This is a genomic window from Dorea sp. (assembly GCF_977044405.1).
This window is the reverse complement of the sequence record NZ_CDRRQK010000016.1, coordinates 37,677-54,237: the sequence shown is the minus strand read 5'-3', so window position 1 is coordinate 54,237 and position 16,561 is coordinate 37,677. Positions and strand designations below refer to the sequence as shown.

14 protein-coding genes are annotated in these 16,561 nt (G+C 41.0%); all 14 read left to right on the top strand.

The window, feature by feature from the left end; translation table 11 throughout:
• The 14 genes from ACWJAF_RS08745 to ACWJAF_RS08680 all read left to right on the top strand — a co-directional run bounded on the left by ACWJAF_RS08745 (nucleotide 1) and on the right by ACWJAF_RS08680 (nucleotide 16,448).
• Nucleotides 1-1,284: a substrate-binding domain-containing protein gene (locus tag ACWJAF_RS08745; protein ID WP_296095051.1), complete on the top strand. Its 1,284-nt coding sequence runs from the start codon at nucleotides 1-3 to the stop codon at nucleotides 1,282-1,284.
• An 85-nt stretch (nucleotides 1,285-1,369) separates the two neighbouring features.
• Nucleotides 1,370-2,878, top strand: a complete 1,509-nt coding sequence (locus ACWJAF_RS08740) for a sugar ABC transporter ATP-binding protein (RefSeq protein WP_448863303.1) — start codon at nucleotides 1,370-1,372, stop codon at nucleotides 2,876-2,878.
• Nucleotides 2,879-2,896: 18 nt separating this feature from the next.
• On the top strand, nucleotides 2,897-4,549 hold the full coding sequence (locus ACWJAF_RS08735) for an ABC transporter permease subunit (protein WP_448863301.1): 1,653 nt from the start codon (nucleotides 2,897-2,899) through the stop codon (nucleotides 4,547-4,549).
• 203 nt (nucleotides 4,550-4,752) lie between these two features.
• The gene (locus tag ACWJAF_RS08730) at nucleotides 4,753-6,351 is read left to right on the top strand and encodes a response regulator (RefSeq protein WP_448863299.1); all 1,599 of its coding nucleotides are present in this window, start codon (nucleotides 4,753-4,755) and stop codon (nucleotides 6,349-6,351) included.
• Nucleotides 6,352-6,364: 13 nt separating this feature from the next.
• Complete coding sequence (locus ACWJAF_RS08725; RefSeq protein ID WP_448863297.1) at nucleotides 6,365-8,230, top strand: sensor histidine kinase; 1,866 nt, start codon at nucleotides 6,365-6,367, stop codon at nucleotides 8,228-8,230.
• Nucleotides 8,217-9,170 (top strand): substrate-binding domain-containing protein, encoded by a 954-nt coding sequence (locus ACWJAF_RS08720; protein WP_448863295.1) that lies wholly within the window; start codon nucleotides 8,217-8,219, stop codon nucleotides 9,168-9,170. The genes ACWJAF_RS08725 and ACWJAF_RS08720 overlap by 14 nt, the downstream gene beginning before the upstream one ends.
• A complete protein-coding gene (locus tag ACWJAF_RS08715; RefSeq protein ID WP_296032343.1) occupies nucleotides 9,163-10,200 on the top strand; it encodes a galactose ABC transporter substrate-binding protein in 1,038 nt (345 codons plus the stop codon). The genes ACWJAF_RS08720 and ACWJAF_RS08715 overlap by 8 nt, the downstream gene beginning before the upstream one ends.
• A 17-nt stretch (nucleotides 10,201-10,217) precedes the next feature.
• Nucleotides 10,218-10,790, top strand: a complete 573-nt coding sequence (locus ACWJAF_RS08710) for a DUF6553 family protein (RefSeq protein WP_448863293.1) — start codon at nucleotides 10,218-10,220, stop codon at nucleotides 10,788-10,790.
• 61 nt (nucleotides 10,791-10,851) lie between these two features.
• A complete protein-coding gene (locus tag ACWJAF_RS08705) occupies nucleotides 10,852-12,378 on the top strand; it encodes a putative DNA modification/repair radical SAM protein (protein ID WP_448863290.1) in 1,527 nt (508 codons plus the stop codon).
• A 6-nt stretch (nucleotides 12,379-12,384) separates the two neighbouring features.
• On the top strand, nucleotides 12,385-13,155 hold the full coding sequence (locus tag ACWJAF_RS08700; protein ID WP_448863288.1) for a TIGR03915 family putative DNA repair protein: 771 nt from the start codon (nucleotides 12,385-12,387) through the stop codon (nucleotides 13,153-13,155).
• Between the two features lie 24 nt (nucleotides 13,156-13,179).
• Complete coding sequence (locus ACWJAF_RS08695; RefSeq protein WP_448863287.1) at nucleotides 13,180-13,695, top strand: GNAT family N-acetyltransferase; 516 nt, start codon at nucleotides 13,180-13,182, stop codon at nucleotides 13,693-13,695.
• Between the two features lie 88 nt (nucleotides 13,696-13,783).
• Complete coding sequence (locus ACWJAF_RS08690; protein WP_448863285.1) at nucleotides 13,784-13,999, top strand: hypothetical protein; 216 nt, start codon at nucleotides 13,784-13,786, stop codon at nucleotides 13,997-13,999.
• A 285-nt stretch (nucleotides 14,000-14,284) separates the two neighbouring features.
• A complete protein-coding gene (locus ACWJAF_RS08685) occupies nucleotides 14,285-15,508 on the top strand; it encodes a dicarboxylate/amino acid:cation symporter (RefSeq protein WP_296032337.1) in 1,224 nt (407 codons plus the stop codon).
• Entirely contained in the window at nucleotides 15,498-16,448 is a 951-nt protein-coding gene (locus ACWJAF_RS08680; protein WP_448863283.1) for a DMT family transporter, read from the top strand. The genes ACWJAF_RS08685 and ACWJAF_RS08680 overlap by 11 nt, the downstream gene beginning before the upstream one ends.
• The last annotated feature ends 113 nt before the right edge of the window (nucleotides 16,449-16,561 follow it).

Sequence of the window (16,561 nt, the reverse complement as noted above, 5' to 3'; positions counted from 1 at the left end):
ATGAAAAAGAAAAAAGTATTTGCACTCATGATGGCAGCAACACTTGCATTATCACTGGCAGGCTGTGGAGGATCTTCATCAGGGGATTCAAAATCATCAGGATCTTCAGACAGCAGCTCTGTAGCCAATAAGGACAAACCGCTTTGCTGGTTTAACCGTCAGCCTTCGAACAGTTCAACAGGGGAATTGGACAAAGAAGCGTTGAATTTCAATGACGATACTTATTATGTAGGATTTGATGCTAATCAGGGAGCAGAACTTCAGGGAGAGATGGTTGTTGATTATATCAAAGCAAATGCTGATAAGATTGACAGAAATGGTGACGGAGTTATCGGATACGTACTTGCAATCGGTGATATCGGACATAATGATTCTATCGCACGTACACGTGGTGTTCGTTCGGCACTTGGAACAGGAGTTAAAGATGGTGACGAAGTTGCTTCCGAACCGGCAGGAACAAACGTAGACGGAAAAGCAAAAGTTGTTCAGGATGCTAAGATTGATGTAGACGGAAAAGAATTTACAGTCCGTGAGCTTGCTTCTCAGGAAATGAAGAACTCAGCAGGAGCAACATGGGATGCGGCTACAGCAGGTAACGCAATCGGAACATGGGAAGCTTCTTTCGGAGATCAGATTGATATTGTTGTTTCTAACAATGACGGTATGGGAATGTCAATGTTTAATGCATGGGCAAAAGATAACAAAGTTCCTACATTCGGATATGATGCAAACAGTGACGCTGTTGCAGCAATCGCTGAAGGATACGGCGGAACAATCTCGCAGCATGCAGATGTTCAGGCTTATCTGACATTAAGAGTACTCCGTAACGCACTTGACGGAGCAGACGTTGATACAGGTATTGGTACAGCAGATGATGCCGGTAACTGCCTGACAGAAGGTGAAGATTACAGATACAGCGAAGAAGAAAGATCTTACTACGCATTAAATGTTGCAGTAACAGCTGATAATTACAAAGACTTTACAGATTCAACAAAGATTTATGACAAAGTGTCAAAACAGCTTGATTCAAGCAAGAGTCCATCTAAGAAAGTATGGCTTGATATTTACAATGCATCAGACAACTTCCTGAGCTCAACATACCAGCCACTTCTTGAGAACTATGATGATCTCCTTAACCTGAAGGTTGATTACATCGGTGGAGATGGACAGACAGAGTCAAACATCACAAACCGTCTCGGAAATCCAAACGAATATGATGCATTTGCAATTAACATGGTTAAGACAGACAATGCATCAGCATACACATCACTTCTCTCAAAATAAGAGACTGGTTAAATGGTAAATGAATGAAACGCAGAGGGGTGTCAGAGATGATACCCTTCTTTCATCAAGAAAAGGAAGCAGAGTTATGACAGTAGATAAGAATAAATACATCTTATCGATCAATGGCATGAGCAAGTCATTCGGTAGAAACAAAGTTCTGAAACATATAAGCCTGAATGTCAAACCTGGGACCATTATGGGACTTATGGGTGAAAACGGTGCCGGAAAATCGACAATGATGAAATGTCTCTTTGGTACTTATCAGAAAGATGAGGGGACAATTATATTAGACGGCAGAGAAGTAAATTTCTCGGGACCAAAAGATGCACTGGAAAACGGGGTAGCGATGGTACACCAGGAATTGAACCAATGTCTTGAAAGAAGCGTTGTAGATAATATGTTTCTTGGACGATATCCAAAGAATTCTTTTGGAATTGTCGATGAAGGAAGAATGAAAAAGGAAACTGCAAATCTCTTCAGACAGCTTGGAATCACAGCAAATCTGACGCAGCCAATGAAAAAAATGTCTGTGTCCAAGCGGCAGATGTGTGAGATTGCAAAAGCTATTTCCTATCATTCCAAAGTAATTGTACTGGATGAACCAACCTCATCCCTGACAGCACCGGAAGTTGAGAAACTTTTCAAGATGATGCGTCAGTTGAAAGCACAGGGAATTTCGCTGATTTATATATCACATAAGATGGATGAGATTTTCAATATATGTGATGAGATATCTGTGCTCAGAGATGGTAGTCTGGTTATGACAAAAGAGTGTAAAGATACCGATATGAATGAACTGATATCGGCAATGGTTGGGCGCTCGCTGGATAACAGATTTCCACCTGTTGACAATGAGCCCGGAGAGAAGATTCTCTCTGTACAGAATCTTTCGTCAAAATATGCACCAAAGATTCAAAATGTATCCTTTGATATCAGAAAAGGAGAAATATTTGGATTTTACGGTCTGGTTGGTGCCGGTCGTACGGAACTTTTAGAAACAATCTTCGGAATCCGCACAAGAGCAGAAGGAAATGTAATATACGATGGAAAGATCATGAACTTTTCATCGCCGAGAGATGCAATGGATCATGGATTTGCCCTGATCACAGAAGAAAGAAAAGCCAATGGTCTGTTCTTAAAAGGTGATATTACATTTAATACGACCATTGCTAACATGAATCATTATAAGAATGGTGCAGTGCTGTCGCATGACAGAATGGTACGTGCAACTGCGGAAGAGATTAAAATCATGCATACAAAGTGTATGGGCCCGGATGATATGATCACAAGTCTTTCCGGAGGAAACCAGCAGAAGGTAATCTTCGGAAAATGGCTGGAGCGTTCACCGAGTGTATTCATGATGGATGATCCGACGCGAGGAATTGATGTTGGTGCGAAATATGAGATTTATGAACTGATCATCAATATGGCAAAGCAGGGGAAAACAATTATTGTTGTATCTTCTGAGATGCCGGAGATTCTTGGTATTACGAACCGTATCGGTGTTATGTCAAACGGACGACTGGCCGGAATCGTAAATACAAAAGAGACGAATCAGGAAGAACTATTGAGACTCAGTGCAAAATATCTGTAACAGAGAGGGGTATGGAAGATGGCAGAAAAAAGCATTATCATTTCGGCTGAAGAAGAAGCAATACTTTTGAAACCGATTGACGAATATGTTGGGAAAATACAGGAGCAGATCGATGCACTGCGTGTGGAGGGATCTGACAAAGTCAACAGTTTAAAGAATCAGATTGCAATAGCAAAAGAGAATAAGAACTTAACAAAAGAAGAACAGAATAAGATTATCGGGGAATGTAAAAAGAATCTGGAGAAGGCAAAAGCAACAGAAAATGCAAATAAACAGCAGATTGCAAAACTGATCGCAGATGCCGAAGGTTTTCTTTCCAAACATTACAACAGTGAGTATTATAACCTTGTTGCAAAGAGCTGCGAAGCAGAGAAAAAAGCGGAAAACAGTAATTTTGAAAAAATAAAAGCAGATTTGCAGGAAGAACATAAGAAGGCAGTCAGCAGACTGAAAGATGCAGATGAGATCAAAGCTGAAAAATACACATATAAGAATAAATTATATGATGCACAGATGACACATGAGTCCAGGATCCAGGAGATCAAGGATAGGAAACATGATGCATTCATGCATAAATTCCACCTGATTGATCTGCTCAGGATGTCAAAATATACATTTGCACAGAAGCAGGCACAGAATTTTGAAAATTACAAGTATACATTTAATATGACACAGTTTCTGTATAAGAACGGTCTGTATATTGTAATTATCATGATCTTTATCGCATTGTGTATTATTACACCGATTGTGAAAAATACACAGCTTTTTACAACTACAAACATCCTTAACATTCTGCAGCAGGCTTCGCCGCGAATGTTCCTTGCACTTGGAGTTGCCGGTCTGATCCTTTTGACAGGTACAGACCTTTCTGTAGGACGTATGGTTGGTATGGGTATGGTTACAGCAACCATTATCATGCATAACGGAATTAACACAGGTACTGTGTTTGGTCATGTTTTTGATTTTTCGGGTATGGCACCGGCATCAAGAGCTATATTAGCCTTATGCGTGTGTATACTTTTTACAACTGTATTTGCAATGACAGCCGGATTTTTCATGGCAAGATTCAAGATGCATCCATTTATTTCAACGATGGCAAATATGTTGATCATCTTTGGTCTTGTTACATATGCTACAAAAGGTGTTTCTTTTGGTGCGATCGATCCGACGATCCCAAATATTTTTATTCCACAGGCAGGACGTTTCCCGATGATTATTTTATGGGCAGTAATTGCGATTGCTGTTGTATGGTTTATCTGGAATAAGACAACATTTGGAAAAAATTTATATGCAGTTGGTGGAAATCCAGAGGCGGCAGCTGTATCAGGAATCTCGGTATTTAAAGTAACGATGGGAGCATTTATCCTTGCCGGTATCCTTTATGGATTCGGTTCATGGCTGGAGTGTGTACGAATGGTTGGATCCGGTAGTGCCGCTTACGGACAGGGATGGGATATGGACGCCATTGCAGCCTGCGTAGTTGGTGGAGTTTCCTTTACCGGTGGTATTGGTAAGATATCGGGAGTTGTGACAGGTGTACTGATCTTTACATCATTGACCTATTCTTTGACGGTTCTTGGTATTGATACAAACCTTCAGTTTATTTTTGAAGGTATCATTATTCTGGCAGCAGTAACACTTGACTGTCTGAAATATGTACAGAAGAAATAATAAATAAAAGACTGTTTATACAGGTTCATACAAAAAGAAGTAGACCGTCCTGCTCATCGGAAAGATGAAAGGGACGGTTTTTTTCACTATGATGCGTTCGAAAGAAATTTTGAAGGCAGATTTTGCATTTGAATATGCTATAAGAGACGTAAATTTGTTATACTGGAATAAACGTATAGCGACCATGAAAAAGGGGAAAAAAGATGGAACGATATAAAGTGATTCTCGTAGATGATGAAGCAGAAGTCATCGATATGATAGAGAAAAAAATTCATTGGAATGATCTGGGGTTTGAGGTGGCAGGAAGTGCGACAAATGGGGTAAAAGCACTGGAATTGGTAGAAAAACTCCAGCCGGATGTGGTGCTGACGGATATTAAGATGCCTTATATGGACGGGCTAGAGTTATCCAGAAGGCTGAATCGGGAATATCCGAATATTTATATCATGCTCTGTACAGGATTTGATGAGTTTGAATATGCGAAAGAAGCAGTGCATCTGGAAATCAAGGAATATATGCTCAAACCGGTCAATGCAACAGAATTGTCGGAAAGCCTGACCAATCTGAAACATACGCTGGACAGGGAAAGAGAAGAAAAATTAAATGTAAAAAAATTAAATGATTATTTTCAGGAAGTACTTCCGAAATTACAGTCCAATTTTTTTATTTCATTAATTGAAGGAAGAGTAGAAAAACATGATTATGAAAGATTTTTACAGGCGTATCAGGTAGATATGAAAGGACCTCTCTTTGGTTGTGTAATCTTCCATACATCGGAGAACCATGTGCCCGAAGGCATGAACCCACTGCTTTTATCCATGTCGGTAGAAAGAGAAATCAAGCAGAGACTGATGGATCAGTGGAACTGTCGGGAATTTATATATATGGGAAATACACTGCTGATTCTGGAATTGGATGCGGAAGATAAGATTACCCAGATAACAGATGCCTGTGACAGATTCTGCCGGTGGGCGTACCGCATCATGGGTGCGGTTGTTACGGCAGGGATCGGAACAGTGTGTGACAGTCTGTATGAGATCAGTCTTTCCTACGAGCGGGCAAGAGAGGCAGTTTCTTACAGGGTTTTATACGGAACCAAACGGGCAATTAATATTGGAGAGATTGTTCCGAAGGAACAGATCAAACCGGTTCAGTCAGAAGAGTCAAGGATGCAGACGCTATTTCGTGCAATTCGTATAGGAGATTCAGCAGAGATAGAACGGGCAGCACGTGAAGAGATGGAAAAGCTTCATAAAAATACAGAAACCATGAGTCAGTATAATCTTGCCACAATGGAGATCGTCAGTGGATTTTTTAAGTTCTGTACAGATAATTCGCTGGATTTCAATAAAATATCCGGTAATATGCAGAACATTTACGAAAAAGTATCGCAGATGGATGAGAGTTCACTGACAGCATGGATTGTGCAGATGTCGGAAAGGATCAGTGAAAAGCTGAAATGTGCAAGAAACAGTTCTGCCAGACGGCTCATTGTGGAAGCACAGAACATTGTGAAAGAAAGATATATGGAAGCGGATATATCATTGGACGAGGTATGTGCGGTTCTAGGTGTATCGAATTCTTATTTTTCTTCTGTATTTAAAAAAGAAGCGGGAAAATCGTTTATCTCTTATTTGACAGATTACAGAATGGATATTGCAGCAGAAATGATATTGAATACAGATGAGAAAAGTTATACCATAGCAGAAAAAGTAGGGTATCTCGATGCCAATTACTTTAGTTATGTATTTAAAAAGAAGTTCGGAGTTTCTCCTTCGAAATATAGAGCATCTGTAAAGTAGAACAGTAATCCGTATGAAGGGAACAGGAAAAAGCGTGAAAAAAGGAAAAAGAGATTCGGATTTAAAAGAAAATGTTGTATTTAATATACAGTCGATCATCATGTCTGTTCTTATGGCGATTACACTGGTCACGATTGTAACTATGGGATTCCTTTTGTATCAAAGATTTAAGCTTGCGATCGATAAGATGGCAGTATCAAATACAGAGGCGACGGTGGAAAGCACAGTAGACAGGGTGAATTCGGATCTGTTGGATATCCGGCAGATTTTTAATGCAGCGAATTATAATATTGTTCAGGAATTTGATATATCCAGCGGAAAATTTGCTGAACAGTTCAGTTTATTATACGAGGTGAATTCGGATAAAATCGAGAGTCTGGCATTATATGGGAATGAAGGCCGGGTGATTGCTTCGGAACCGGTTGCTGTTGAAAAAGAAAATATAGATGTAAAAGGACAGGACTGGTATAAGAATGCCGAGAGTGCAATTGAAAATGTGCATTTTTCCGTTCCGCATATTCAGAATTTGTATGAAGATGGTCTGTACCGTTATCATTGGGTTGTTTCACTGAGTCGTTATGTGGATATAAACGATGGGGAAATTCCGGAAAGCGGCGTCCTTCTTGTAGATATGAAATATTCGGTGATTGAAGATGTCTTAAAGCAGATTAATGATTCTTCGGAAGGAATCTATTATTATATGATCAGTAGTGACGGACAGATGATCTATCATCCGAGAAAAACAGAGATGGCCAGAGGACTGTTTGAAGAGAATAGTCTGAAGGCTTCCGGGTATGAGGAGGGCACTTATGAGATCACAACAGATGGACACAAGGAAAGTGTAGTGGTTGGCAACATTGCCTATACAGGATGGAAACTGATCGGAGTTGTACCGGAGAGCGTGCAGACTGCAAGAATTAACAATTTCAGATATTATATCTTTACAACAATCATGGTTCTTATGATGATGCTTCTGGAAGGAAACAGGCTGATTTCCAGAAAAATATCCAAACCGATCCGAAAACTGGATGAATCAGTTAAAACATATGAAGCAGGAGGAAAACCGGATATTTACATAGGAGGCTCTTCGGAAATACGACATCTGGGTTATTCCGTTCAAAGATCATATGAACAGATTGAGACGCTTATGGAGGAAATTATCCGTCAGCAGAATGAACGGAGAAAAAGTGAACTGGATGCATTACAAAGTCAGATCAATCCGCATTTTCTGTATAATACACTGGAATCGATTACCTGGATGGTTGAAGCACAGAAAAATGAAGAAGCAGTTATTATGATCTCCGAACTGGCAAAGCTTTTAAGAGTCAGCTTATCCCGCGGAAAGACGATCATTCCGGTTAAAGATGAACTGCAGCACAGCAGAAGCTATATGAATATTCAACTTGTGCGTTATAAAGAACGTTTTCAAATGGAGTTTCAGACAGATAAAGAAATAGAAGATTATTGTATTGTAAAATTAGTTATTCAGCCGATTCTCGAAAATGCAATTTATTACGGAGTGGGAAATATGGATGAGGATGACGAAGGAAAAATCACGGTCCGGGGAGAAAAAAAAGAAGATGATATTTACATTACAATAGAAGATAATGGAATGGGAATGCGGAAGGAAGTCCTGGAAAATATCCTGAAAGATAACAATAAAGTTCCAAAACATGGTTCGGGTGTTGGCGTGATCAATGTGCATTCCAGAATTCAGCTGATGTTTGGCGAGCAATATGGTCTGGAGATATATAGTGAACCGGATGAGGGGACCAGGGTTGTTATCCATATACCGGCAATTCCATATACAAAGGAAAATGCGGAACAATTGGAGATGCAGAAATACATACAGGGGAGGGATGTAGATGAAAAAGAATAAAATTACATTCCTGATACTGGAGTGTATTTTCCTGATACTGACATTATTTTTTGCCTGGAAGATTTTTGACCGGGATGTGCCGGAAAAACGAGTGGCGGTAATCTTACCGGAATCAGGAGATAACCGGTGGAATTCGCTGATTAAAGGGATGAAGCAGTCGGCTAAAATAAACAATCTTCATATGATTATCTGTAATACAGATGAAATTGAAAATGCAGAGATGGAAAAAGAAATTATAAAAGAGCAGAAGCACAACAATATAGATGCATTTATCATATGTCCGGCACCGGGAAGTGATACGAAAGACATGTTAAAAAAACAGTGTGCCAAGACGCCCTATACTCTGATCATGGAGGATGTATATTCCAAAGAAGGCGATAATTCCGGTAATCCGGTAATCGGACCGGATTATTATAAGATAGGTTCTGAACTTGGAAAGCAGCTGGGAAAGAAGCAGCAGAAAATCGGAGTTGTCGCAAACTGGAAAGAATCAGAGTCAGATCAGGATGCGATCCGGGGATTAAAGGATTCACTGAAAGATACAAAAAGTCAGATCGACTGGTATTGTTACCGGAAAAAAGATCAGAATATCTATGAAAAAGTGAGTAAAAAAGACAAAGTAGACGCGATAGTGGTTCTGGATCCACATGCATTGGAAGAACTAGGTGAGCAGTCAGATGAAGATTCATATCAGGGAGCGGACATATATGGCATTGGGAGCAGTGTAAAAGCGGTAGTGTTATTGGATAACGGGAATATACAGGGACTGGTGGTTCCGGATGCCTATGAGATTGGATATAAAAGTGTCGGGGAAATGGCACAAAGGCTGGAACACAGATTTTACAGGCTAAAAGGCCATAAAACAGAGATAAAGGTGTTTGCCAGAGATGAATTTTCATTAAATGATAATTTGGAAAGGTTCTTATATTCTTATGAGTAAAAAAGACAGAAAAAAAAGAAGTATGACAGCAGTTATCCTGCTGATTGCTTTTCTGATTACCGGATGTGAAGACAAGAGTGTAAAGACAGATCCTATCATCCGGATAGGAGTTGTAACCTATACGCAGGATGATCCATTTATCAATGCTATGACAGATCAGTTAAAAGAGAATCTGAAAAAAATGGAAACAGATCATATGAAGATCATCACAACAGTAAAAAATGGCGATGATAATCAGCAGGATCAAAATGAGATTGTTGAGGAGATGATTGACGCCGGCTGTGATGTGTTGTGTGTGAATCTGGTTGACAGAACGGCACCATCCCGTATTATCAGGATGGCAAAACAAGAAGATATCCCGGTCCTCTTTTTTAACAGAGAGCCGGTCAGAGAGGATCTGATGCAATGGGAGAAGCTGTATTATATAGGATGTGACGCGGAGCAGTCCGGGATCATGCAGGGAGAAATTGTGGCGGATTATATTAAAAATCATCCGGAAGTTGATAAGAATCAGGATGGGAAAATTCAGTATATACTTCTGGAAGGAGAGGCCGGACATCAGGATGCCATCAGCAGAACAGACTATTCGGTTAAGACCTTGCTTGAGCAGGGGATTAATCTTGAAAAATTGAGTTATCAGTTTGCAGACTGGAACCGTGGACAGGCTGAAAACAGGATGAGTCGTCTTATTGAACAATATGGAGAGAAAATAGAACTGGTTATTTCCAATAATGATGAGATGGCACTGGGAGCAGTAGCAGCCTGGCAGAAGGCCGGATATGACTGTCCGGACTGGCCTGTCATATTTGGAATTGACGGTCTGGATGATGCTTTGGAGGCAATCAGGACTGGAAAAATGCAGGGGACCGTCTATAATGATAAAGAGGATCAGGCAATGGAATTGGCAAAATTATCGGTAGAGATCGTCTGTGGAAAAGACACAAATCGGAAAGACTTAAAGGAAGGCAGATATTATGTCTCCGAATATTGTCGTGTGGATAGCAGTAATGTAGATCGTTTTTTGAAATAATAATGAGGAAATGAAAAATGGACAACGCATGGATAATTGCATTTTACAAAGAAACAGATCCTGTAAAAAGGTTGGAATTATTAAAAGAGAATACCGGTGATGGAGAGTCGGAGGAAGACAAATACCGGAAACAGTTATGGGTTGCAAGACATGGAAAACGAACCCCTGTAAAAGATGAATTTATGAGATGCCTTATGGAAATGAAATATCTGGCAGAGGGCACGACAGTGGATCTGGGAGGAAAGCGGAGAAAGCAGGGAGCGAAGATAGCTGCCACTTTGGGGCTGTCAGAATCACTGCTTCAGGAAAAAGTATATAAGGAAATTCTTTTGCAGGAGCTTCAGAATGTCTTCCTGAAATTCATTGAAGTCAGCAGGGGAGGAAGAGCATTTACGTCACTTGTATTTGGAATGGGACAGATGTCAGAAGAAGGAGTGACAAAAAAGATTGCGCAGCAGATTAGTATGATCGCTTTCCATGCACCGCATCTACTTCATATGGAGAAAGAGTTTGGGCTGTTACAGGAGGCGGCGCTTGGGGCTTTCAGGCAGGCATATCCGAACAGGGAACATTTCCTGAAAAAACAATGAAATAAGAACGAATGTTCGAAAAACACTTGAAAAAAAGAACGCTTGTTTGTATAATAAAACTATGAATATAGAAATCAAAAACAGTAATTATACAACACAGGAGAAATTACAGATTCTCGCTGATGCGGCAAAATATGATGTGGCATGTACGTCAAGTGGTTCCAGCCGCCGTGGAAAGAAAGGAGAACTCGGCAATACAGAGGCATGCGGCATCTGTCACAGTTTTGCAGCGGACGGAAGATGTATTTCTTTATTAAAGATTCTGATGACAAACCATTGTGCCTATGATTGTAAATATTGCATTAATCGTGCAAGCAACGATGTGAAACGGGCAACATTTACGCCTGAAGAGATTTGTGAACTGACGGTTGAGTTTTACAGGCGTAACTATATAGAAGGCCTTTTCTTAAGCTCCGGAGTTTTGAAAAATCCGGCATACACGATGGAAAAGATGTGTGAGACTTTACTGCTGCTTCGAACAAAATATCATTTTAACGGATATATCCATGTGAAGACGATTCCGGGAGCTTCAGATGAACTTCTGGCCGCGGCGGGATATCTGGCCGACCGTATCAGTGTAAATCTGGAACTTCCGACGGAAGAGAGTCTTCGGACTCTTGCACCGAATAAGACGATGAAGACAATCCTTAATCCTATGGGAAAGGTTCAGAATACAATTGCTGCACACCGGATGGCCATCGGAAAGACAGCATATATGGAAAGAAGCAGGGGGAATCAACTGTTAAATAACGGCATTTTTTCGGAAATATCAAAAAGAAATTATCGGGAAACTCTGGAAGAAAAAAAGAAGATGGCCAGACTGGCAGGTGGAAAGAACGGAAGTCTGCCTTCTCAAAAAGAAATGGGGACATTGGATGGAATTCTTACATGGGACAATGCATATCAGTTAGCACCCCATGATATGTCCAGTTTAAAGCGTCGTTTTGCACCTGCCGGGCAGAGCACACAGATGATCATCGGTGCGACGGGGGAAAGTGACTATACATTATTGCAGACGACACAGCAGTTGTATCAGGGCTTTGATCTGAAACGAGTGTTTTACTCAGCATATATTCCGCTGAATGAGGATGATGCACTGCCGGGGCTTGGAACACCGACACCGCTTTTGCGTGAACACCGCCTCTATCAGGCAGATTGGCTGCTTAGATTTTATGGATTCCAGGCAGGTGAATTATTGTCGGAAGAAAAGCCGGATTTCAATGAACTGATCGATCCGAAGTGCGACTGGGCATTACGCCATCTCGAACAATTTCCTGTGGAAATAGAGACTGCAAGTTATGCAAGACTGCTTCGGGTACCGGGAATCGGTCCCAAATCCGCCAGCCGGATCACACATGCAAGACGGTATGGAAGACTGGATTTTGCAAGCTTAAAGAAGATGGGTGTGGTACTTAAGCGGGCGCATTATTTTATTACCTGTGGGGGAAAACAGATGTATCATACACCGGTTGAAGCATCGTATATTACGAGACAACTGGTGAGTGTAGATAAGAAAGATGTATGGAATATAGAACATTCCAATGAATCTTATGTACAATTGTCGTTGGCAGACTTTGGGATTGGGTAGGAAATTATGAAGATATATACTTGTAAGGATCGTCTGGAGGACATTATGACCTGCATCTATGATGCCTGGTCGGAAGCTTTACGAATCGGTCATGATCAGATACAATTAAAGAAAGAACCGATATTACAGCAGACAATGTTTGATGAGTATGTCCATGTAGACGGGGATAATGTGAAAGCAGAAAAAGTAATCCGTTCTGTTCGCAGGGATATTTCCGATGAAGCATATCTGGATGTATATTATGCAACCCTTTCTGCGGAGGAAGATGCGTTACAGGCAATCTATAATTTCCTGCGTGTTGGATTTGCTGTGGGAAGTAAGGTACTGGAACAGTATTCGAATCCTCATGTGATGCGTATATTGGAACTTCGGCGGAAAGTCGGTAATGAAAGCCATCATTTTAATGAATTTGCACGATTCCAGTCGCTGGACAGAAAAGTCTATGTCAGCCATCTGGAACCCAAAAGTGATGTGATCATGCTGGTTGGCAGACATTTTGCGGACCGGATGCCGTCAGAACATTGGATGATCATAGATGATAACCGGAAAACTGCATGCGTACATCCAAAAGACGGAGCAAACTATCTGCGTTATCTGACGGATGACGAATTTGAGTCACTTCGTAAAACAGAACAGTATGAAGATGAATATACAGAGATGTGGAAGACGTTTTTTCAGGCAGTTGCGATCAAAGAGAGGGAGAATTATGTGTGTCAGCGGAATTTGTTCCCAATCTGGAAGAGGAAGCATGCGGTGGAATTTCGACACACTTTATAAGGTAACAGAATTGGAGAAAAGAAAATGTCAGATAAACATATTTTTGAAAGGTTTGAATTTAGAAATATAAAACAGGATGAAGCAGAAGAAGCAGCAGAGATCGAAAGGATCTGTTTTCCGCCGAATGAAGCCTGTTCTAAGAAGCATATGAAAGAACGTGTTAACGGAATTCCAGATTTATTTCTGGTAGCGATTGATAAAGAAAATGGAAAAATGGCAGGTTTTTTAAATGGACTTGCAACGGATGATGAGATATTAAGGGACGAGTTCTTTACAGATGCCAGTCTGCATAACCCGGAAGGCAAGAATGTCATGCTTCTGGGGCTGGATGTAATGCCGGAATACCGCAGTCAGGGGCTTGCAAGAGAACTGGTACGCCGGTATCTCGAAAGAGAATGGAGAAGGGGAAGAAAAGAGATTATCCTTACCTGCCTGGAATCGAAGGTAGCGATGTATGAGAAATTCGGATTTAAAGATAAAGGAATCGCGCAGTCAACCTGGGGCGGGGAAGAATGGCATGAGATGAGTGTAAGAATTTAATTACCGAAGCACTTGGAAGAATCAAAGATGGAAATAGAGGAGAAAGATCAGCAAGAGAATAAATAGACAAGAACACAGGAGGCACAGCGTGAGCAAAATAGTAAATATAAATACCACATCAACAAAAGAAGAACAGTTAAAAGACCTGATAACATCCATCCAACAAGTAAAAGATTCTCTGGTAAATATACTGGATGAATATGAAGAAGACGGTGAAGTGGATAAAGCAGACACTCTGACGGAAGCGTTGGATGCATTGGAAGATGCGTATGATGCGGTCAATGATGTGTTGTTAGATGACTGATAAAATAGTAAAAAATAGTCTGGAAGCTATAGTCTGAAATCAGAAATGAATCCCTGAAATCACAGTAAAACGACAAATGACGGTGATTTCAGGGGTTTTTTGCTATGCGTTTAAAAAAGCTGTTGTTGGCAATTTTAACAAAAATATCATTCCTTTTACGAACGGTGAAACCAAGGAAGTGGGACATTGACGTCCCACTCCTTTTGATATAAACTATTATCTATATGTCTATAGTAAACTATAGACGTTATATTATAGTTAAAAGAGTAAGGAGAGTACATACGAATGAAGAGTTTTTATGAGTGGTACAGAAAACACATCACCGGTGCGATTTTCGTCGGACTGATCCTCGGAATCCTGACCGGACTGTTTTTGGCGGGACGGTTTAAAGTGGTTCTGACTGCAACGAGTGTACTGGGAAGCATCTATATGAGCGCATTGAACATGATGATCTTCCCACTGGTATTCTGTTCGATCGTTATGGGTATTGCAAGCATCGGAAGTGCCAGAACGACAGGTAAGATCACAGGAGCGGCAATGCTGTTCTTCCTGTGCACTACAGCACTGGCAAGTTTTGTCGGACTGATCATTCCGAGACTGATCCGTCTTGGAAAAGGCGTCAGCTTTAAGATGGCTACATCCGATATTCAGGCAACAAAGATGGACAGTATATTAGATACAGTGAAAGGACTGATCCCATCCAATCCGGTGTCTGCATTTGCAGAAGGTAATATGTTACAGGTGCTGGTATTCGCACTGATCATGGGCTTCACACTGATCGCGATCGGAGAAAAGGGCGAGCCATTATTAAAGGTAATTGATTCCTGCAACGAAGCATGCCTGAAGATTATCAGTACGGTTATGTATTTCACACCGATCGGAGTATTCTGTACGATCGTTCCTGTCGTAGAGGCAAATGGAACAAAGACGATCATATCACTGGCTACACAGCTGATTATCTTATATATTGCGTTCTTTGGATTTGCATTTGTTGTATATGGCGGTGCAGTAAGCATTCTCGGAAAGACAAGTCCGGTGAAGTTCTTCAAGGCGATCATGCCGGCAGCGTTGAATGCATTCGGTACATGTTCAAGTTCTGCAACGATTCCTCTCAGCAAAAGTTGTGTGGAAGATGAACTGGGCGTACCAAATCAGATATCCAGTATCACAATACCGCTTGGTGCAACTGTTAACATGGATGCGGTATCAATCCTGATGTCGTTCATGATCATGTTCTTTGCAAATGCATGTAGTGTACATGTCAGTGTTCCGATGATGATCATCATCCTTCTGGCAAATGTTCTTCTGTCAGTTGGAACACCGGGAATCCCGGGAGGAGCAATCGCATCGTTTGCGGCACTGGCAACGATGGCAGGTCTTCCGGCCGGAGTCATGGGTGTGTATATCAGCATCAATACATTATGCGACATGGGTGCAACCTGTGTGAATGTAATCGGTGATATGGCCGGATGTGTCGTACTGAAAGAGAAGATTGAGATTGAAAAATAAAATGAAAACCTCAGAAAAACAAAATAGATTAACAAGGACCTGGGTGGTTGCAGCTCTGGCGTGTGTCTGCTGCATCTTATGGGGCAGCGCAATTCCGGTGATCAAGACAGGCTATCGTATCTTATCTGTAGATTCTGCAGATACCGCAAGCCAGATCGTTTTCGCCGGTATCCGGTTTGCACTAGCCGGAATTCTGGTATTATTATTTGCATCTATCCGTGAAAAACATATAGTTCTTCCGGATGGAAAAGTATTCCGGTATGCGATTCCTGTCTGTTTTGCACAGACCTTTGTCCAGTACTTTTTCTTCTACATTGGAGTGGCACATACCTCCGGTGTAAAAGGCGGAATTATCACAGGTCTTGGAAATTTTATCGCAATTTTAATGGCATGTCTGTTAGTAAAAAATGAAAAGATGACAGGCAGAAAGCTTGCCGGCTGCATTCTCGGATTTGCGGGAGTCGTGATCATCAACATGGCAGGCGGTTCTATGGATATGGGTTTCAGACTGACGGGAGAAGGTTTTGTGCTGATCGCACAGTTGTCCTATGGAGCATCTACCGTACTGATTAATATTTTCTCTAAAAAAGTATCACCGGTTATCTTAAGCGGCTGTCAATTCTTCATGGGTGGAGTGTTGCTGTTTGTAGTAGGAAACCTTATGGGTGGACATCTGGATCACATGTCTGTTACGGGAGCAGTATTGATCCTGTATCTGGCGATGGTATCGGCTGTAGCATATACACTCTGGTCAGTTCTGCTGGCACATAATGAGGTGTCAAAAGTAGCAATCTTTGGATTTGTCAATCCGCTTTGCAGTGTGGTGTTATCGGCACTGGTTCTTGGAGAAGTAAGCCAGGCATTTAATGCGAGAAGTCTGATCGCACTGATTCTGGTATGTGTGGGAATTTATATTGTGAATTATAAAAATAAAAAGTAGATTTCAGGGAATATCTTTTTTGAAAAACAGTAATGAAATGTGAATAAAGTAAGAGGCTGAAAAGTTCTTTCTAAAAAGAATTTTTTCAGCCTCTTTTGCATGTCAGCGATATA

Coding starts and splice junctions, on each gene's coding strand:
- ACWJAF_RS08700 (WP_448863288.1), top strand. CDS start 12,385: ATGAAGATATATACTTGTAAGGATCGTCTGGAGGACATTATGACCTGC.
- ACWJAF_RS08740 (WP_448863303.1), top strand. CDS start 1,370: ATGACAGTAGATAAGAATAAATACATCTTATCGATCAATGGCATGAGC.
- ACWJAF_RS08720 (WP_448863295.1), top strand. CDS start 8,217: ATGAAAAAGAATAAAATTACATTCCTGATACTGGAGTGTATTTTCCTG.
- ACWJAF_RS08710 (WP_448863293.1), top strand. CDS start 10,218: ATGGACAACGCATGGATAATTGCATTTTACAAAGAAACAGATCCTGTA.
- ACWJAF_RS08685 (WP_296032337.1), top strand. CDS start 14,285: ATGAAGAGTTTTTATGAGTGGTACAGAAAACACATCACCGGTGCGATT.
- ACWJAF_RS08715 (WP_296032343.1), top strand. CDS start 9,163: ATGAGTAAAAAAGACAGAAAAAAAAGAAGTATGACAGCAGTTATCCTG.
- ACWJAF_RS08735 (WP_448863301.1), top strand. CDS start 2,897: ATGGCAGAAAAAAGCATTATCATTTCGGCTGAAGAAGAAGCAATACTT.
- ACWJAF_RS08705 (WP_448863290.1), top strand. CDS start 10,852: ATGAATATAGAAATCAAAAACAGTAATTATACAACACAGGAGAAATTA.
- ACWJAF_RS08730 (WP_448863299.1), top strand. CDS start 4,753: ATGGAACGATATAAAGTGATTCTCGTAGATGATGAAGCAGAAGTCATC.
- ACWJAF_RS08725 (WP_448863297.1), top strand. CDS start 6,365: ATGAAGGGAACAGGAAAAAGCGTGAAAAAAGGAAAAAGAGATTCGGAT.
- ACWJAF_RS08695 (WP_448863287.1), top strand. CDS start 13,180: ATGTCAGATAAACATATTTTTGAAAGGTTTGAATTTAGAAATATAAAA.
- ACWJAF_RS08745 (WP_296095051.1), top strand. CDS start 1: ATGAAAAAGAAAAAAGTATTTGCACTCATGATGGCAGCAACACTTGCA.